The 18,871-nt window shown below is 72.4% G+C and carries 15 protein-coding genes; 4 read left to right on the forward strand and 11 right to left on the reverse strand.

The window, feature by feature from the left end; all coding sequences use genetic code 11:
* The first annotated feature begins 107 nt into the window (after positions 1–107).
* Positions 108–1,142, forward strand: coding sequence for a glycosyltransferase family 2 protein (locus ACWDZ4_RS28745; protein WP_451511305.1), 1,035 nt, complete (start codon positions 108–110; stop codon positions 1,140–1,142).
* Positions 1,142–2,476, forward strand: a complete 1,335-nt coding sequence (locus tag ACWDZ4_RS28750; protein WP_451511306.1) for an alpha-2,8-polysialyltransferase family protein — start codon at positions 1,142–1,144, stop codon at positions 2,474–2,476. The genes ACWDZ4_RS28745 and ACWDZ4_RS28750 overlap by 1 nt, the downstream gene beginning before the upstream one ends.
* 168 nt (positions 2,477–2,644) lie before the next feature.
* On the opposite strand, the gene ACWDZ4_RS28755 is transcribed toward ACWDZ4_RS28750, so the two are convergent.
* From ACWDZ4_RS28755 to ACWDZ4_RS28780, 6 genes are all read right to left on the reverse strand, one after another.
* Positions 2,645–4,984 (reverse strand): glycosyltransferase, encoded by a 2,340-nt coding sequence (locus tag ACWDZ4_RS28755; protein WP_451511307.1) that lies wholly within the window; start codon positions 4,982–4,984, stop codon positions 2,645–2,647.
* On the reverse strand, positions 4,981–6,513 hold the full coding sequence (locus ACWDZ4_RS28760) for a hypothetical protein (RefSeq protein ID WP_451511308.1): 1,533 nt from the start codon (positions 6,511–6,513) through the stop codon (positions 4,981–4,983). The genes ACWDZ4_RS28755 and ACWDZ4_RS28760 overlap by 4 nt, the downstream gene beginning before the upstream one ends.
* Positions 6,514–6,688: 175 nt before the next feature.
* Positions 6,689–7,801, reverse strand: coding sequence for a phosphotransferase family protein (locus tag ACWDZ4_RS28765; protein WP_451511309.1), 1,113 nt, complete (start codon positions 7,799–7,801; stop codon positions 6,689–6,691).
* Positions 7,802–7,828: 27 nt separating this feature from the next.
* A complete protein-coding gene (gene leuE, locus ACWDZ4_RS28770) occupies positions 7,829–8,488 on the reverse strand; it encodes a leucine efflux protein LeuE (protein ID WP_451511310.1) in 660 nt (219 codons plus the stop codon).
* A 52-nt stretch (positions 8,489–8,540) separates the two neighbouring features.
* Positions 8,541–9,119 carry a Uma2 family endonuclease gene (locus ACWDZ4_RS28775; RefSeq protein ID WP_451511311.1) on the reverse strand — a complete coding sequence of 193 codons (579 nt, stop codon included), beginning with the start codon at positions 9,117–9,119 and terminating at the stop codon, positions 8,541–8,543.
* 98 nt (positions 9,120–9,217) lie between these two features.
* A complete protein-coding gene (locus tag ACWDZ4_RS28780) occupies positions 9,218–10,798 on the reverse strand; it encodes an acyl-CoA mutase large subunit family protein (protein ID WP_451511312.1) in 1,581 nt (526 codons plus the stop codon).
* 211 nt (positions 10,799–11,009) lie between these two features.
* Here ACWDZ4_RS28780 and ACWDZ4_RS28785 point away from each other — a divergent pair, with 211 nt between their 5' ends.
* Positions 11,010–11,993 (forward strand): L,D-transpeptidase family protein, encoded by a 984-nt coding sequence (locus tag ACWDZ4_RS28785; protein ID WP_451511313.1) that lies wholly within the window; start codon positions 11,010–11,012, stop codon positions 11,991–11,993.
* A gap of 190 nt (positions 11,994–12,183) precedes the next feature.
* Here the strand turns inward: ACWDZ4_RS28785 and ACWDZ4_RS28790 are convergent, their stop codons facing one another.
* From ACWDZ4_RS28790 to ACWDZ4_RS28810, 5 genes are all read right to left on the reverse strand, one after another.
* Positions 12,184–13,341 (reverse strand): hypothetical protein, encoded by a 1,158-nt coding sequence (locus ACWDZ4_RS28790; protein WP_451511314.1) that lies wholly within the window; start codon positions 13,339–13,341, stop codon positions 12,184–12,186.
* A complete protein-coding gene (locus tag ACWDZ4_RS28795; protein ID WP_451511315.1) occupies positions 13,341–14,090 on the reverse strand; it encodes an RNA polymerase sigma factor in 750 nt (249 codons plus the stop codon). Before ACWDZ4_RS28795 ends, ACWDZ4_RS28790 begins: the two co-directional genes overlap by 1 nt.
* 352 nt (positions 14,091–14,442) lie before the next feature.
* Entirely contained in the window at positions 14,443–15,579 is a 1,137-nt protein-coding gene (locus ACWDZ4_RS28800) for a hypothetical protein (RefSeq protein WP_451511316.1), read from the reverse strand.
* The gene (locus tag ACWDZ4_RS28805) at positions 15,576–16,208 is read right to left on the reverse strand and encodes an RNA polymerase sigma factor (protein WP_451511317.1); all 633 of its coding nucleotides are present in this window, start codon (positions 16,206–16,208) and stop codon (positions 15,576–15,578) included. The genes ACWDZ4_RS28800 and ACWDZ4_RS28805 overlap by 4 nt, the downstream gene beginning before the upstream one ends.
* A gap of 201 nt (positions 16,209–16,409) precedes the next feature.
* Entirely contained in the window at positions 16,410–16,772 is a 363-nt protein-coding gene (locus ACWDZ4_RS28810) for a hypothetical protein (protein WP_451511318.1), read from the reverse strand.
* 386 nt (positions 16,773–17,158) lie between these two features.
* On the opposite strand from ACWDZ4_RS28810, the gene ACWDZ4_RS28815 reads away from it, so the two are divergent.
* Positions 17,159–18,502, forward strand: a complete 1,344-nt coding sequence (locus ACWDZ4_RS28815) for a peptidoglycan recognition protein family protein (protein ID WP_451511319.1) — start codon at positions 17,159–17,161, stop codon at positions 18,500–18,502.
* Positions 18,503–18,871 lie beyond the last annotated feature (369 nt).

An 18,871-nucleotide genomic window follows, 5' to 3' on the forward strand; every position in this document is an offset into this window, starting at 1 on the left:
GTCGGCGCCCGGAAAACAGGCGGGTTAACCATTCCGCCATTCTTCGTTCACCCGCCGTCCCCGTGGGGGTCGCGGCGAATGCCGCAGTGCGCCCTAGCGTCGCGGGGGTGGTCAAGCTCTCTGTCGTCGTGCCGTTCTTCAACGTGCAGACATACGCCCCAGACACCCTTCGAAGCCTCCGCGCGAATGCCCGCGAGGACTTCGAATTCATCCTCGTCGACGACTGTTCGACCGACGGGACGCCGGAGATCCTCCAGCGTGCCGAGCGCGAGCTCCCGGGGGCGGTCCTGGTCAGACACGAGCGCAACGGCGGCCTGGCCACCGCCCGCAACACCGGTCTCGACGCGGCGCGCGGCGAGTACCTGACCTTCCTCGACGGTGACGACTGGCTGGCCCCCGGCCACTACGCGCGCCTGCTCGCCGCCATGGAGGAGCTGGGCTGCGACTTCGTCCGCACCGACCACGTGCAGTGCACCGGGCGTACGCGTACGGTCCACCGCGTCCCGCACGGGCGGCGCGGCGTCGTCATGTCGCCGCGCGAGGCGATCCTGCCCGCCACCCGCTCCACCTCCGTCGACTACGCGTACGCCTGGGCCGGCATGTACCACCGCAGGCTCGCCGACCGGGGGCTGCTGCACTTCACCGACGGCCTGCGCACGGCCGAGGACCGGCCGTGGATCTGGCGGCTGCACCGGGAGGCCGGGAGCTTCGCCGTCCTCGGCATGCTGGGCGTCTTCTACCGGCGGGGCATCGCGTCGTCGCTCACGCAGATCGGTGACGTACGGCAGCTCGACTTCATCCGGGCCTTCGACCAGGTCGTCGGGGAGACGGCGGCGGACCGCGACGCGGACCGGCTGCTGCCGAAGGCGGTGCGCACGTACTGCGCCATCATCTCCCACCACCTGGGAAGCATCGAGAGGTTCGAACCGGCCGTGGCGCGGAAACTGCGGACGATGAGCGCGGCGGCCCTCAAGCGGATGCCGCAGGACGTCCTGAAGGACGCGCTGGACTCGATGGACACCGAGCGTTCCGTAAGGCTGCGCCGCCTCCACCGCCGTCCCGCGGGCGCGCGGACCGCACCGGCCGCGCCGGTCGCGCAGGGCTCGTCGGTCGCGCAGGGCTCGTCGGAGGCCGCTGCCTGATGGCCACGACGCAGATCTTCTTCGCCTCCACGCTGTACGGCGCCGCGACGCTCGCCGCCGCCATCGACAGCGACTGCTTCGCTCCGGCCGGCCGGCGCCTGCTCCTCGTCAGCAACAACGCCACCACCCCCGAGACGACGCCCTCCCTCGACGAGATGCCGGGCTTCGAGCGGCTGCGGAACCGCTTCGACCGGGTGCTGTCCTGGAACGAGGCCCTCGCACCCTTCCACCCCGGCGCCTGGTCGCCGCGCACCGACGACATCCCGCTGTGGGAACGCCACTTGAGGCTGCTGTGGGACCTCGGCGACGACACGGTGGAGCTGGTCGTCGAGTCCATCCAGGTCAATCCGGCGCTGGCGCTCACCCAGCTGTTCACGGACGCGCCCGTCGAGGTGTACGCCGACGGGCTGATGAGCTACGGCCCGACCCGCAACAAGATCGACCCGCTGGTCGGCACGCGCGTACGCCGCCTGCTCCACCTGGACCTGGTGCCGGGCCTGACTCCGCTGCTGCTCGGGGAGTTCGGCGTACCGCCGGAGGTCGTACCGACGGAGTCCTTCCTGAAGGTGCTCGGCGAACTGTCCGACGCGGAGGAGGGGTTGTCGCTCCCCGTCGGCTCGGCGCTCCTCCTCGGCCAGTACCTGTCCGCGCTCTCGATCCTCACCGCGGAGGAGGAGGAGGACCTCCATGTGGCGATGTTGCGCGGGGCCGCCGACCGGGGCCACCGGCAGATCGTCTTCAAGCCGCACCCCACGGCGCCGGCCCGCTGGTCGCGCCTGCTGGAGCGCGAGGCGCAGGCGCTGGGCGTCGAACTGACCGTCCTGGACAGTCCGGTGCTGGCCGAGGTGGTGTACCAGCGCTTCCGTCCCGCGCTGGTGGTCGGGTGCTTCTCGACGGCGCTGCTGACGGCGAGCACGTTCTACGCGGTCCCGGTGGCCCGTACCGGCACGGACCTGCTCCTGGAACGCCTCTCGCCGTACCAGAACAGCAACCGCGTGCCGGTCACGATCGTCGACGCGCTGGTCCCCGGTCTGGCGGAGGACGGCGCGCACACCGGCCCGCCCGACCTGGCGGGCCTGCTCAAGGCGGTCGGCTTCGCGATGCAGCCGCAGATCCGCGCGGATCTGCGGCCGGCGGCCGAGCACTTCCTCGCCCAGCACCTCAGGGGCTCCACCTGGCGCTACTTCAAGCGCCGCCGGCTGACCACGCTCGCGCTGCCGGGCGCGATCCCGAAGCAGTTCGGCTTCATCCCGCGCAACGCGGCGCTGCGGCGCGTGGTGCGCAGGGCGCGGTCGCTGAAGCGGGCCGCGACCAGGAGGGCCGCGACCGGCTGACGGCTGACCGGCTGGCGACCGACGGCTGACGGCTGACCGGCTGGCGGCCGACGGCTGACGGCTGACCGGCTGGCGGCCGACGGCTGACGGCTGACGGCTGACCGGCCGACCGGCCGACGGCGAAGGGGGTGGGCCACCGGTCAGTGGCCCACCCCCTTCCGTGCGTCCTCAGAGAGCCGGGCGGCGCCCCAGGATCACCCGCAGGTCCGCGGCGTTCGCCTCGGTCACCTTCCACAGCTCCTGCTGCCGTCCGTGCACGTCGGCCACCGACGCGGCATGGTCGTCGAGCAGGCCCAGCGCCCGCTCGGTGAGGACCGCCCCGAGGTTCTTGTCGTGTACGGAGATGCCCCACTCGGGCCGGTCGATGTCGGACAGGAAGTACGCCATCTTGGGGTGCGAGATCAGGCTGATGATCGGCGTACCGCAGCCGAACGGGATCATCCCCGCGTGGCCGCGCATCCCGATCACCAGCTTGGTGCGGGCGTACGTGTCCCTGATCGCGTCGTTGCCGAAGTCGTACATCGGGATCACGGGCAGCGAGATGCCGTGCTCGCGCCGCAGGTCGAAGGCGATCTTCTCGTCGTCGAGCGAGTGCGCCACGCACTTCACCCCGGCGTGGGCGCCGAGCGCGCGCACGGCCTTCGCCATCTCGGCGAGGAAGTGGCCGTAGTCGTGCCCGAAGCGCAGGCCGGCCCTGTCGTACGCCGCGTTGACGAGGATCGTGTCCTCGCGGTGCGGCGGGTCGGTCCAGCCGTCGACGAGCTGCCGGGTGACGGTCGTCGGGCAGGGCTGGAAGCGCACCTTGTCGTGCAGCCCGGCGGGGAGCAGCGCGCGCACCTTCTCGATCGAGCCGTGGTTGCGGAGGCCGAAGAAGGAGGCGCGCTCGACGAGGGTGCGCAGGGCGGTGTTGAAGCGCCCGGCCCGGTAGGACTGGCCGTCGAAGGCGTTGAAGCCGACGGCGTACACCATGACGGGGACGTCGATCCGGTTCAGCAGCGCGTCGGGGACGTTCCACTGCCAGGCGCTGTTGCCGTTGGGCGCGGTGTCCGGGATGAACAGTCCGCCGCCGCCGACGACCAGTCCGCGCCGGGCGTTGACGCGCTCCAGGGCGGCCTCGTCGAAGAGCCGGTGGGCGTGGACGGAGTGCCAGCGGCGGGGGCCGGGGTCGGCGTCGAAGGCCAGCCGTACGCTCTCGGGCAGCAGCTTGTCGCCCGCGTTGCCCTGGCGCTCCATGTAGAAGGCGACGTGCGCGATCTGCTCGGCCGCCACCCCCTCCCGCGGAGCTTGCGGGTTCCGGGTACGCCGCTGCATCAGCCGGCTCGCCCGGTGGGCCGGGTCGACCCTGAGCCCGTCCAGCGCGTACTGCTGCGCCGCGTCGTCGTCGCCGTGGATCCAGGCGATCTGGGCGAGCCGCCCGAAGGCGGTGGCGGCCCGGTTCGGGGCGGCCGTGGCCAGCAGCAGCTGCGCCCGGGCCTCGTCGTAACGGGACACGCTCATCAGGGCGTGGCCCAGCACCTCGTGCGGCCAGGCCGAGTCCAGTGGGATGCGGACGCGCCCGAGCAGGTCCACCGCTTCCTGGTACTCGCCCGCCGCGATGTGGGCGGCGGCGACCTTGCGGGCGCTCTCCACGTCCCCGGTGCGCCGGACGTGCGGGGTGCCGAAGTGGACGAGCAGGTCGTGGTGCATGCCCTTGCCCTGCGCCAGGAAGGCGGCGTGGAACTGCGCGTCGGACAGCTCGAACTCGCGCCAGCGCTCCTCCGCCTTCCCGTACCCCGCCTCGCCGCCCTGCCAGGGCTTGTGCCGCCCGGTGAAGTGCAGGATCGCGGTGTCGTCGGGTACCGGGAGGTCGCCGGACAGCCGCCGCTTGACGAAGTTGTAGCGGGCGTCGAGCTGGACGAAGTCCCCGTCGAGCACGGCGTTGAGGATGCCCTGGTCGTGCTTGTCGAGCTCGTACGCGCCGCTGCGGCCGGTGGCGTCGATGCGCGCGCAGAACTCGTCGCTGAGGTATGCGCGCTGGATGACGAGCAGACCGCTGTTGAGCTTGTGCTGCCCGTAGAAGAACTGCGGTACGGCGGCCAGCCCTTCGCGCAGCTTCAGCAGCTCGCCCAGGTCGCCGAGGACCACCATGTCGGTGTCCAGGGTGATCACGGTGTCGTAGTCGCGGATGCGGAAGACGTCGAGGATGAAGTACGCCTTGCGGACCAGGTAGTTGTCCTGGTCGCCCTTGGCGTACGTGTCGTAGCGGGCGGCGTCGACGCGGCGCAGCTCGATGCGCGGGTGCAGGGCGTGGATGCGGGCGACGGAGGAGGGCTTCAGGTCGTCGTGCAGGACGATGAAATCCTCGCACAGGCCGGGATTGGACAGGGCGAGGCTGCGCAGCAGTGCGAGGAAGCCGGGCAGGTAGTTCTCGTCGACGAAACTGGCGAAGGCGATGCGGCGCTTGCCGGTGAGGGCGGAGGCGGGTGCGGGGGCGGGGGCGGGGGCGGGGGCGGGGGCGGGGGATGTCATCGCAGGGAGATCCTCATGTCGCTGACGCTCTGGGCACGTTCCATGACCCACGCCTTTTCGCTGGTGTATTCGTGCACGGAGGTGATGGGCATCCGCATCGCCTCCTGGAGGCGGTAGGCACCGCTCTCGTAGAAGTCGAAGCCGATGAGGTCGAGCGTCGGGCTGACGTCGAGGAAGTCCAGCAGCCACAGCATGTTGAAGCCGCTGGTGGGGATGGACGACCACACGTCCGTGCCGACCCTGCCGACGTTGCGCAGCGGCCAGCGCAGCGATTCGTCGCCGAGGTACTTCTGGGCGCCCGGCACGAGCCGGTTGCGCAGCGAGTGCTTCCAGTCGCCGGACACCCCGCCGAAGACGAGCCTGGTCGTCACGGGCCGGTCCCAGTTGAAGCCGTGCTTGTGGATGGTCGCGTGGATGTCGGTGCGGCTGCCGGTCGCGGCCGCGTCGATCCTGTACGAGTTGAAGCGCACGACGAGGTCGTACGCGTCGATCTCCGCTCCCAGCGAACCGCGCCCGACCCGCTGGGAGTTGGCTATCAGGCAGATGGACCTGCCCGCGATCTGGTTGCGGAACTCGCCCAGGGTGATCCAGTCGACACCGCCGAAGGTGGGGTCGGCGACCGGCCCGCGCATCCGGTTCCGGCGCTGCTCGGCGTAGAGCGTGATCAGCTCGCTCAGTTCCGCCGCCCCACCGCCGTTCGCGGCGATCCGCAGGTCGAGGTACTGGCTCACGGCCGCCTGGATGTCCTGCACCGGGCTGCCGTCGTGCTCCATCGCGAGCAGTGCGCCGACCAGGCGCGGTTCGGCCTCCTCCCGGCTGCCGCGCGCGTGCAGCGCGAGACCCTCGGCCCAGACGTCGGTGGCCGGTCCGGCGGAGTACGCCGCGGCCCCGGGGCACTGGCGCTCCAGCAGCCGCAGCAGCTCGTCCTGCCGCCGCCCGCCCTCCCGCATTCCGGCGATCTTGGGGGCCACCCCGAAGCCGTCGTCGTCCGTCAGCGCGAGGTAGCGCTCGTACGCCTCGACGGTGGCGGCCTCGTCCCCGACGGCCTCCAGCGTGCGGGCGCGCAGCCGCCAGCCGGCCCGGGAGTTCCTGCGCAGGGTCAGGACGGTGTCGCTGATGAGCAGGGCCAGCCTCAGCTCGTCGTCGTAACCGCACTCCAGCGCCTTGCTGCCGACGGCGAGCAACGCGTCGAGCAGCTCGGCGCCCAGCGTGTCGGCGGGGCCGGCCGTGCCTTTGGCGGCGCGCCGGATCAGGGCGGTGGCACCGGAGGCGGACGGCGTCGGCGCCGGGGCCTGCGCCATGGCCTGCACGGCGAGCAGCTGCCGCAGTCTCTCGGCGAGTTCCGTGCGCCTGCGGTCGAGCCCGGCGACCAGCTTGCCGCTGTGCACGGCGCACGCGCGCAGGCACTCGTCCAGTCCGGTCGGGGTGATCCCCACGGGCGGCGCATGGGGTGACGCGTGGCCGTCCGGCGCGGCGGCGGGGTTCTCCCCGTCGCGCGGTCTCGGCCATCGGTTGCGGGCCTTCGTCATGATGCTCCAAGGTCTTTCCGCCCCGCTGACAGGTCGCGGGTCCGCGTCACCCTAGGAATCCAGCACGACTCCCGGGTGAACTCCCCTTGTCCGCACGGCAAATTGCTCGCCGCGCTCGGCCGGGCCCTGACGGGCGGCGCCCGGCCGGGTGTACGCGGCGGAAGCCGGCGGAGCCTCAGTGCCAGGGCCGCTCGCCGTGCGCGGGCAGCGGGCGAAGGGCCGGCCAGCGGTGCAGGAGCCGGGTGGCCAGGGTGTCGCTGAGCCGGCCGAGCGCGTGCAGGTGGTCGTGGGCCCGGGTGAGGCCGGCGACCACGCCCAGCCGGTGGACCAGGCGTTCGCGGGCGGAGACGTGACCCCAGTCGAAGTCCTCGGTGGGAATCCGTGCGAGGTGGTCGGCGGACTGGCGCTCGGCGCGCTGGACGAGGGCGTCACCGCGGATCAGCCAGCCGGCACAGGCGTCGGCGAGGTCGCCGGGGACGTCCGTGCCGGTGATGCCGCGCCAGGTGGACCGGTAGACGTCCTCGACTTCCGTGAGCGGGGTACCGGTCACCGACAGGGCGCACCAGCAGGTCGGGAAGCCGATCCGGAAGTAGGCCAGTTCGACGAGGCCGTTGCCCAGCGACGCCTGTTCGAAGTCGACGAAGCGCAGGCCGTCCGCGGTGCGCAGGTCGTTGCCGGGGCAGGGGTCTCCGTGGAGGAGGGCGTGGTGGGGGGCGGGGTCCAGGCGGTCGATCAGGTCCGCGAGTTCGTGCGGGAGCCCGGGCGGCACCGGTACGTCGAGTGCCCGCGCCAGAGCGAGGAAGGAGTCGGCGTCGGCTTCGGTCGGCCCGGACCAGGCCGGGAGGGCGCCGGTGTCGGCCGGGCCGGTGAGCGCGTGCAGCCGGGCCAAGGACTCGGCGTACCCCGGCATCCAGTCGTCGACGGCGCCCAGATCGTCCAGGTACTCCAGAACCATCACGCGGGCCGCCGGGTCGACCGCGAGCAGCGCGGGCGCGACGGCGGGCCGGGCGGCCCGTGCGGCAAGCCGCAGTGCGGCGACCTCACGGGCGTACCGCGCGTCCTCGTCGCCCGCGGACCTCGCACCGGGCCCCGACCCGGTCCCGGACCGCGACCCGGCCCCGGACCCCGGCCCGCCCACGTCGGCGATCTGCTTGACGATCACCCGGTCGCCCCCGCGCAGATCGACCCGCCACACCCGCGAGCGCGGACTGCTCTCCAGAACGGTGGCCTCGGCGGGCGTACCCACCACGGAACGCAGCACGTCGCTCATCGGCACCTGGATCGACATGGCGCCCAGCGTAGGGCTCCGCGTCGGTCAGACGCTGCTGAGCGACAGTTTCGCCGCGAAGCCCAGGAACAGGAGCCCCGCCGCCGAGGTGGCACCCGCCGACAGGCGCCTGCGGCGGCGGAAGGCGGCGGCCAGGTGGGTGCCGCCGAAGATCAGGGCGGAGAGGTAGAGCACGCTCGCGAGCTGGGCGAGGGCACCCAGCAGGACGAACGAGAGCGCGGGGTGGGCGTACGCCGGGTCGACGAACTGCACGAAGAAGGAGACGGAGAAGAGGATCGTCTTCGGGTTGAGCAGGCTGATCGCGAGGGCCCGGCGGAAGGGGCGCTCGGTGGTCGGAGCCGCGTCGACGGCCGCGGCCCCGGCGTCGTCCGTGCGCTCGTGGCGGGAGCGCCACATCGACCAGGACGCGCGGATCATCCCGATCGCCAGCCAGGTCAGATAGCCCGCGCCCAGGTACTTCACGATCCCGAACAGCAGCGCGTTCGTCTGGAGCAGCGAGGCGACCCCGGCGGCGGACAGCGTCATGAGCACCGAGTCCCCGCAGAACACCCCGGCGGTCGCCGCGTACCCCTTCCGCACTCCGCGCCGGGCGGCGACGGACAGCACGTACAGCGAATTCGGCCCCGGCAGCAGAATGGCCAGCACGAGCCCGGCGAGGTAGGTCGGAAGGTCGGTGACACCCAGCATGGGCCGAGTGTGGCACAGGAGTACGACACTCGGCCGGGCATTTCGGAGGCGGTCAGTCGCCGTCGAGGAGGGTGTCCACGGGCAGTTCGAGGGTGACGCCGACGCAGGCGGGGACGGGGACCGAGGACCCCCGCTCGTACCGCTGCGGCGCCGGGTACTTGCCGTTCACCGGGTCGCTGTAGAGCAGCACTTCGCCGTGCTTGCGGTCGGCCACTACGTAGACGGGGACCCCGGCCTCGGCGTAGCTCTCGACCTTGGTCCCGAGGTCGTCGGTCCAGTTCGAGGAGGTCACTTCGACGACGAGGCGGAAGACGTTCGGGGCGTAGCAGTTCTTCTGGACGAGCGCGTCCCGGAAGTCCTCGTCGACCACGGAGAAGTCGGGGATCGCGTAGTCGTCGGGCAGGCCGGGCAGCCACAGGCCGATGCCCTGGACGTACCTGAGTCCGGCCTGCCTCGCCCCGGCACGGTCGAACGCCACGACCAGCCAGGTCAACGACAGTGCGTGCGAACCGTCCGGCGGCGGTGTCACGATGAGCCTCCCCTGGAGAATCTCCACGCGGTGCCCGGGCAGTGCACGGGAGAGCAGGTCGGCGGCTTCGCCCAACGTCAGCTCGTGTTGCATGACAGCCACGGCATCCTCCTTGTCGGGATCACTCTCCACCGAGAGTAACCGGGGGCGCCGGCACTCCGCCCCCGATCACCCGTCCGGGGGCCGGCGATCCGACGCGCTCAGAACGCGTCGGTGGGGACGTACGCCCCCCACACCTCCCGCAGCGCGTTGCAGACCTCCCCCACCGTCGCCCGGGCCCGCAGCGCGTCCTTCATCGGGTACAGGACGTTGTCCGTGCCCTCCGCCGCCTTCTTCAGCTCCACCAGCGCCGCGTCCACCGCCGCCTGGTCGCGCTCCGCGCGCAGCTTCGCCAGCCGCTCCGCCTGCTGGGCCTCGATCGCGGGGTCGACGCGCAGCGGCTCGTACGGCTCCTCCTCCTCCAGCTGGAAACGGTTCACGCCGACCACGACGCGCTCACCGCTGTCCGTCTCCAGCGCGATGCGGTACGCGCTGCGCTCGATCTCGTTCTTCTGGAAGCCGCGCTCGATCGCGCTGACCGCGCCGCCCATGTCCTCGACCTTCGCCATCAGTTCGAGGGCGGCGGCCTCGACCTCGTCCGTCATCTTCTCGATGACGTACGAGCCGGCGAAGGGGTCGACGGTGGCCGTGACGTCCGTCTCGTACGCGAGGACCTGCTGCGTGCGCAGGGCCAGGCGGGCGGACTTGTCGGTGGGGAGGGCGATCGCCTCGTCGAAGGAGTTGGTGTGCAGGGACTGCGTTCCGCCGAGGACGGCGGCCAGGCCCTGGACGGCGACGCGCACCAGGTTGACCTCGGGCTGCTGCGCGGTGAGCTGCACGCCCGCCGTCTGCGTGTGGAAGCGCAGCATCAGCGACTTGGGGTTCTTCGCGCCGAACTCGTCGCGCATGACCTTCGCCCAGACGCGGCGCGCGGCGCGGAACTTGGCGACCTCTTCGAGGATGGTGGTGCGGGAGACGAAGAAGAAGGAGAGGCGGGGCGCGAAGTCGTCGACGTCCATGCCGGCCGCGACGGCGGTGCGGACGTACTCGATGCCGTCGGCGAGTGTGAACGCGATCTCCTGCGCGGGCGAGGCACCGGCCTCCGCCATGTGGTAGCCGGAGATCGAGATCGTGTTCCACTTCGGGATCTCGGCCTTGCAGTACTTGAAGATGTCCGCGATCAGGCGCAGGGACGGCTTGGGCGGGAAGATGTAGGTCCCGCGCGCGATGTACTCCTTGAGGACGTCGTTCTGGATCGTGCCGGTCAGCTTGCCGGCCGGTACGCCCTGCTCCTCGCCCACCAGCTGGTACATCAGGAGGAGGAGCGCGGCGGGCGCGTTGATCGTCATCGACGTCGAGACCTTGTCCAGCGGGATGCCGCCGAACAGGACCCGCATGTCGTCGATCGAGTCGATCGCCACCCCGACCTTGCCGACCTCGCCGCTCGCGATCGCCGCGTCGGAGTCGTGGCCCATCTGGGTCGGCAGGTCGAAGGCGACCGACAGGCCCATCGTGCCGTTGGCGATCAGCTGCTTGTAGCGGGCGTTGGACTCGGTGGCCGTGCCGAAGCCCGCGTACTGGCGCATGGTCCACGGGCGGCCCGTGTACATCGAGGGGTACACACCGCGCGTGAAGGGGTACGCACCGGGCTCGCCCAGCTTCTCACGGGGGTCCCAGCCTTCCAGGGCGTCCGGTCCGTACACCGGCTCAATAGGCAGTCCCGACTCCGACTCGCGCGCCATCTGCTGTGCCTCCCGCTGAACGTACTGGCTGGTAATGAACCGACCCTCGCGACGGACTGTAGCGGTGGGCGTGCGGCGGGTGGAGAGCCGCAGGCTGGGACCTTGCTCACAACGTCGCTCCGCGTCGCTGCTTCCATGATGCGGGGGCTTTCGCAACCGGGCAGACCGGGAAACACTCCCTGGGGACATACGAGATGCCCGGGGGGCGGGGATGGACGAGAAGCAGCGGAACACCAGGGCCGTGCGCAGAGCGGTGGCACTGGCGGCGACCGCCGTCGTAGTGGTGACGGCGGGATGCACGGCGCAGACGAACGGGAGGGGAGCGGGTCCGGCGGCGGCGAGCGGAGGGGCGGCCGGCGGGGCGCCGAAGTCGGCGGCTCCCGCGTTCGAGGCCGCCGACGCGCCTTCGGCGAAGCCTTCGCCCGACACGACGCCGACGGAGCCGACGACACCGGAGCCGGAGCCGACGCCGGCGAAGCCGACGGAACCGGCCGCCGGGCCGACGGCCTCCGAGGCCGGGGCCGGAACACCCGGGCCCCGGCCGGAAGCGGAGCCGACGGCGCCCAAGACCCTCATGGCGAGCGGGTCCGAAGGCGGCCAGGTGCGCGAACTCCAGGCCAGGCTCCGCCAGATCGCCCACTTCAACCGCGCCCCCACCGGCCACTACGGCCCGGTCACCGCCGCTGCCGTCTCGTCCTTCCAGGACAAGCGCGGCCTGCCCCGCACGGGCACGACCGACACCGTCACCTGGGACAGGCTCCTCGGGATGACCAGGGAACCGACGCGCGCCGAGCTGCACCCGCCGACCGCCGAACCGGTCGCGAAGCCCGACCCGCGCTGCCTGAAGGGCCGGGTCCTGTGCATCAGCAAGACCGGCCGGACCCTGTCCTGGATGGTCGAGGGGCGGGCCGTCTCCGTGATGGACGTGCGGTTCGGCTCGCAGTACACGCCCACCCGTGAGGGGACGTTCGAGGTGTACTGGAAGTCCCGGCACCACGTCTCGACGCTGTACGACAGCCCCATGCCGTACGCCCTGTTCTTCAGCGGCGGTCAGGCCGTCCACTACTCGTCGGACTTCGCGGCCCGCGGCTACAGCGGCGCCTCGCACGGCTGCGTCAACGTCCGGGACGAGGCGAAGATCGCGAGCCTGTTCGCGCAGGTCCGCAACGGCGACAAGGTCGTCGTCTACTGGTAGCGGCGGGGAAAGAAGAAGGGGCGCGGGCGGGACCGGGGGAACGTGTCCCGCCCGCGCCTGTTGCGCGGAGCCGTAGGTACGGGGGGAACCCCGGCTCGTCGCGCTGCCGATGACCAGTCGGCTCACTCTCTACTGCGTCACGGGGCGGAAAAACGTCACACCACTGTGAGCGAGTCCGTAAATCCGCAGGTCAGAGCAGTTCTGACGAGAAGGCTGCGGTGACGGACGAGGCGAGTGCCGGGGACGCCGGCCGGGTGAAGGAGACCTGCGGCACGGAGCGGCGGATTCCGTCGCGGACTCCTTGGCCGCCGTCGACGCTGCGACCGCCGGTCCCGCTGCTCCCGCCGGTCCCGCCGTTCGTGTCACCGCCGGTCCCGCCGTTCGTGTCACCGCCGGAACCTCCGTCGCCGCGGCCCTCGCCCACGCCGTCGCCGTCCCTGCCTTCGGTCCCGCCCGCACCGGCGACCTCACCTCCGGCCGCTCCGTCGGCGCCCTCCAGCAGGCGGTCGCAGAACCGCTCCACCCGGTCGGCACCCTTGGCCGCCGCCTCCAGGCGCCGCTCGCGGTCGGGGGCGAGGTCGCCGGTGCGGTAGTCCTGGCATGCCTTGGCCGTCTTGCGGTACCAGTCGCCGGAACCGGGACGGGAAGCGGGATCGGAGCTGTCGCCTGTTCCCGGTGCGCCGGCGTCGGCGTCGGCGTCGGCGTCGGCCGAGCCCGGGCCGGTGGTGGGGGTGCCGGTGTCCGGTCCGGGAGAGGAGTCGTGCGTACCGCCGCTTTCCCCGTCGCTCTCGCCGTCGCCGTCCCGCTCCGCGCCGCCGGTCCCGCTGCCGGGCGTCCCGTCCGCGCCGCCAGGGGTGCCGGTGGCGCCCGGCGCGGGCTCGCCGGGGGCGCCCGGTTCGCGGTCGGCGGTCCCGGGGGAGGCCGGGTGCGGTGTCGCGGCCGCGGAGGACGCGGGCGCCGGATCGGCGTCACGCCCGAAGGGGCCCGGCAGTACGCCGGTGCCCGCCGCCACCGCGACGCCGCCGAGCGCGACGCCGGCGAGCGCCCCGGCCAGCCCGACGCGCACGGGACGCCCCCAGCGCACGGGGGCGGGCGCCCTGCGGCCGCCGCGTACCGTGGAGAAGACTTCGGGGGACGCCGCCCTGGCCTTGCGGAACGCCGCCAACGCAGCTGCCTCACCCGGGAGTTCACCGCTCTCGGGACCGCCGGCCCGGGCCACCGCGTCCAGGGCGGCGGAGAGGCGCTCGGCCTGGGCGCGTGCGTGGTCGCCGACGGGCCCGACGGGTTCTCCGCGCAGCAGTCGCTCCGCCGCGCCCTTGTCGAGCCACTCGTACCGCTCGTCGGCCATCACATGTCCTTCTGCGTCCGCACGCACGTATGCGTCACACCGGCGGACGTCACCCGGCCCGGTCGCGGGCGTCGCTGGGGCGGTACGGCGCCGAGTTCCGGCCGTACGCCGACCGGACCCGCAACCGTACCGCTGCCGCCTTCACGGTCCTCGTCGCCGCCACCGCTGCCCTCGCTGCCGCCGTCGTCGCTGCCTCCGTCCCCGGCGTTCAGCAGTTCGGCCAGCCGCTTCAGCCCGCGGTGTGCGGCGGTCCGTACCGCGCCGGGGCGCTTGCCCAGGGTCTGGGCCGCGCTCTTCGCGTCGAGCCCGACGACCACGCGCAGGACGACGGCCTCGGCCTGGTCCTGGGGGAGCTGGGCGATGAGGGCGAGAGCGTCGCCGGTGGCAAGGGCCTCCATCGCCTCGTCGGCGGTGTCGCAGGCGCCGGGCTTCGTGGCGAGTTCACTCTCGTCGCCGCCGATGGCGGGGCGCCTGCCGCGCATCCGGATGTGGTCGAGGGCACGGTTGCGCGCTATGCGCGCCGCCCAGCCCCTGAACCGGTCGGCGTCTCCGCTGAACCTGTCGAGGTCGCGGGCTATCTGGAGCCACGACTCGGAGGCGACGTCCTCGGCCTCCGGGTCGCCCACCAGCGTCCGTATGTAGCCCAACAGCCGCGGGTGCACGGCGCGGTACACAGTCCGGAAGGCGTCCTCGTCCCCGTCCTGTGCCGCGAGCACCGCGGCGGTCAGCTCCGCGTCGTCCCCCAGCACTCCCTCAACCTGTCCCGAGTCGCGGCTGGTCACCGCTGCCGCGCAGCCCCGCGCGAGTCAGCACGCTACGACGTCGCACGGGGTCGCGTCCACGACCTGCACACCGTGCGACGAGGCGCTGACAGAGAGCGGTGTGACAGAAAACGCATACATGGCGCTGAGAGAAGTACGGGCCGCCGCACGGTCCGCGGACGGCGACCGGGGCCTCTCCTGTGGGGGGTGGCGGCCCCGGTCGTCCTTCCAGGACCGGCGGCGGCTCCACTCTGTCTTCCCGGGCCTCGGGTCCCGGGGCGGCCGGCCGCACACGGGCGCCGCTCACCGGCCCCCGCCGGGCCGCCCACCGGACCCCCGCTCACTGCTTGCGGGGTCCGTTCCCGTCGGTGCGCTGGGCGACGTTTCCGCTCCGGCGGCCGTCGCCGCCCTTGCCCTCGCCCTTGGGCTTGGGCTTGGACTTGGGCTTGGACTTGGGCTTGCCCTCGGGCTTCACTGGTTTTTCGGGCTTCGCGGGATTTCCGGGATTTCCGGGCTTCGCGGGCTTTCCTGAATGTGCAGGTTTCGCAGGCTTTGCGCGGCCTGGGGCGCCGCCGGTCGGCTGCGCCGGGGGTTCCGTCGTCCTCGGCACCTCAGCCGCCTTAGTCGGCTTCGACGGCTTCGTCGATTTCGGTGATTTCGTCGGTTTCGGTGATTTCGGCGCCTTCGAAGGCTTCAGTGCCTTCGAAGCATTCGGGGAGCTCTTGCCCGCCGGTTCCGGCCCCGGCCCCGGCCGCTTTCCGGCCTTCAGCACGTCTTCGCAGTACGCCTCCACCGACTGTCCGGCGGCCGCGGCGGCCGCCGTCGGCAGCTCGGAAGGCTCACCGTGACGGGAGGCTGTCCCCCGCCCGTCGGACGCCAGGTACGCGGCGCAGTACTCCACGTCGCCCCGGGCCCGGGGCGGGCGCGCGGTCGCCGGGCGGGTGACGTCGGCCGAAGGGCGGCGCGCCGCGCCTCCCGCCGTGTCCCCCGCACTCCCCCGCTCCGTGCCGGGCACCGTCGGCGCGTTGCTGTAGGTCCCCGCCGTTCCTGTGCCGGCCCCGCCGCCCGAAGCGCTGCCGCCGCTGCCGCCGGTTCCGAACGGCCCCGGGATCGCCCCCGTGCCGGCCGCCAGCGCCATCCCGCCCAGCGTCACCGTCGCCGCGGCCGAGGCGAACGCCGCCCTGACCGGCAGCGCACCGCGCCGCCGCCGAGACGGCCGCCAGTCGTCACGCCCACGCGCCCGCCACCAGCGCCCCGGGAGGGCGTGCACGCCGGAGTCGCGCGCCTCCCGGTACGCGGCGAGCGCCGCCTGCGCGCTCTCCTCACCACGGCGAGGCGCGGGACGGCGTACGGCGGCCAGCAGCGCCTCGACCTCCGGCGTGGCCGGCTCCTCGCGCGCCGCTTCCCGGTCCCCGGTCCCGGTCTCGGCAGTCTCGGCCCGCCGCCGGGCCCTCGCCTGTTCCCATACCCGTCTCATGTCTCATCCTTCAGCGTGCGCGGCGCCGCAGACGTCACAGCGCCCGCCCGGCCGCCGTCCGACGCCAGCTGCTCGGCCAGCCGCTTCAGCCCGCGGTACGCGGACGTCCGCACGGATCCGCTGCGCTTGCCCAGCACCCGGGCCGCCGCCGGCCCGTCGAGCCCGACGACCACCCGCAGCAGCACCGCCTCCGCCTGCTCGCGCGGCAGCGTGGCGATCATCTCCAGCGCCCGCCCGGTCGACAGCGCTTCGAGCGCGTCGTCGGCGGTGTCCTGGCCGGCGGGCAGCTCCAGTACGTCCTGTTCCAGCAGCGACGTACGCGGCCTTCGCTTCAGCCTGCGCAAGTGATCAAGTGCGCGGTGGCGGGCGATCGTCGCCGTCCAGCCGCGGAATCCCGCCCCGTCGCCGCGGAACCGCCCCAGATCGCGTGCGATCTCCAGCCATGCCTCGGAGGTCACGTCCTCGGCGTCCTCCCCGACCAACCCCCGTACGTATCCGAGCAACCCCGGGTGCACGAGGCGGTAAGCCACCGCGAACCCGTCCTCGTCCCCCTGCTGGGCCCGCTCGACGGCAGCGCCCAACTCCGCGTCGCACTCCTGTGTACGACGCCGCTCCCCGCCCCTGACCACACGTCCCTCTTCGTGCCGACTCGGCACTGGTCACCGTGCCCATGCCCCCCTCTTGCACTGCGCCCGGAGCCACGGAAACGTCACAGTTCCCGCGCCCGGCCCGGCTCGAACCGGTCGGCGAACCTCTCCGGCGGGGACCACAACACCGGGCGAAACCCCCCGCGCCCGTGCTCACGGACGCGATCCGGACGATTCACGGACTCACATCTGCGACTTGAGGTGGTCGATCACCTCGTTGAACTCCTCCGTCGGCGAGAAGTCCAGATATTCGCAGTCCTCGAGCGCTTCGGGGACGTGACCGGGCGCCCAGTAGAAAGCCTGCCCCGCCTCGTAAATCTCTTCGCCGTCCCCGGTCCGCATTTTCAACCGGCCTTTGAACAGGTAACCCCAGTGCGGGCACTGGCACAGATCACCGGGCAGGCCCTTGGCGAGCGGCCCCATGTCCGTGCCCTGGGGAAACCGTGCGAAAGCGACCGTCATGTCGCCCCCGATCTCCTGCATACGCAGCTCCACTCCGCCGCCTTCGATCGCGACAGGAGTGTCATTCCGCGTGGTCGACCTCATGGCTCCTCCACGGCGGATCCGACGCGGAAGTTCCGGGAAACTCCGCCTCCTTCCAGTCTGGTCCCGTCCCCTGCGGGGCGCGACATCTGGGGCGCGGGAGCACTCGGCGCCACCCCGGCCCCACCCGCGTGCCGACGCCCGGCCGGCGTGAGCCACGCCGTACCGCGTCGCGCCGTACCGCGTCGCGCCGTACCGCATCGCGTCGCGCTGTGGAATTCCACTGCTGTGGAAAACCACGGAACCCGGCCGTGGGCGTGTACAGAGACCGAAGGCGGCGGTCCCGCCAACTCGAATAAGCCTATTTCTTCCGCATGCTCGCACGCACCGCTCGCCCGGTGTATAACCACCCGGTTCCGAGTTGCCTGCCGAGCGAGAGATGGAGCCCCGTGCCACCACCGATGAATTCCACGCGATCAACCGGCATTTCCACAATCCAAGAGGTTTCGGCAGGAAAGTCGAAAGCGTTCGGCCGCACCGCCGTACTGCTCGCCGCATCGTCCCTCGCCGTCGGCCCGCTCGCCCTGGCAGGCCCCGCCGCCTTCGCGACCCCGCCCGTCCCCGCCACGGCCGCCGGGACCGCCGCGGCCCTCGCGGCCCTCGTGGCCGCCGAGACCGCCGAGCCGTCCGGCACCCTGCACACCCTCGCCGTCCCGGCCGGCGGCGACCCGGCCGTGCGCACGCTCCCGCGGCACACCACCCCTGCGTTCCGTCTGGTCGGCCTCACCTGGGACGACCCGTACGCCGAGCTCGGCGGTACGGCCGAGGTCCGCACCCGGGACAGCCGCACGGGAGCCTGGTCCGGCTGGCGCGCGCTCGACACGGACGCGCGTACGCCGGAGAGCGGGCCCGAGCACGCCGGGCCCGGCCTGCGCGCCGGGACCCAGCCGCTGTGGACCGGCCCCTCCGACGGCGTACAGCTGCGCGTGTCCGCGAAGCGGCGCCTGCCGGACGGCCTGCGCGTCGAGCTGGTCGACCCCGGGGACACCGAGGCGCCCGTCCCCCGTACCGCGACCGTGGCACCCACCGCACCGGGGCAGCCGGCCATCACCTCGCGGGCCGGCTGGGGCGCCGACGAGTCGCTGGTGGCGAACCCCCCGACGTACACGGGCGACACCGAGGCCGTCTTCGTCCACCACACGGCCGGGTCGAACGACTACACCTGCGCCGAGTCCGCTTCGGTCATCCGGGGCCTCTTCATCTACCACGTGAAGAGCCAGGGCTGGAACGACATCGGCTACCACTTCGTCGTCGACAAGTGCGGCACCCTCTTCGAGGGCCGCGCGGGCGGCATCGACAAGCCCGTCCAGGGCGCACACACCTACGGCTTCAACACCGACACGAGCAGCGTCTCCGTCCTCGGCAACTACAACACCGCGGCCACCACACCCGTCGTCCGCGAATCCGTCGCCAAGGTCGCCGCCTGGAAGCTCGGCCTGTACGGGCACGACCCGAGCGGCACCGTGACACTGACCGCCGGCGCCAACAACGGCAAGTACAAGCTGGGCCAGAAGGTCGTCATGAACCGGATCTCCGGACACCGCGACGGCTATCCGACCGAGTGCCCCGGCAGCAACCTCTACGCCGACCTGCCCGCCATCCGCACCGCGGCGACCGCAATGACCGCCCCCTCCGACCCCTCCGACCCCTCCATGCCTCCCGCACCCCCCACACCCCCCGCACCCCCCACACCCCCCACGCCCCCCGACACCGGCGAGACGCCGGCCCCGTAGCGGAGCCGGACGCGCTCCCTGCCCCGCCGCTCCCTGAGGAGTGCCCGGGGCAGGGCTCACCTTTCCCCGCCGCCCGCCACCACGCCTGAGCACCTCACCGCCTCACCGCCTCACCGCCTCAGCGACCTGCCCCTCAGTGATCTGCGCCACAACTCCACCCGTATGGGTGACGTTTGCGTGCCGGGGCTCGCTGGGTAGAGCAGGCAATCTTCGCGAGAGGTGAGCCGCAAGTGAACTCTCATGAGGGGTAAGGGATTTGAGCCCGCGCAAGTCACACGCCTACAGACCGCTGAGCATGAAACGCCGAGCATGGCTGACCATCGGCGCGGTGGTACTCGGCGGTACAGGGGCGGTCACCGTCGCCATAGC

Source organism: Streptomyces sp. NPDC003016 (assembly GCF_053591455.1).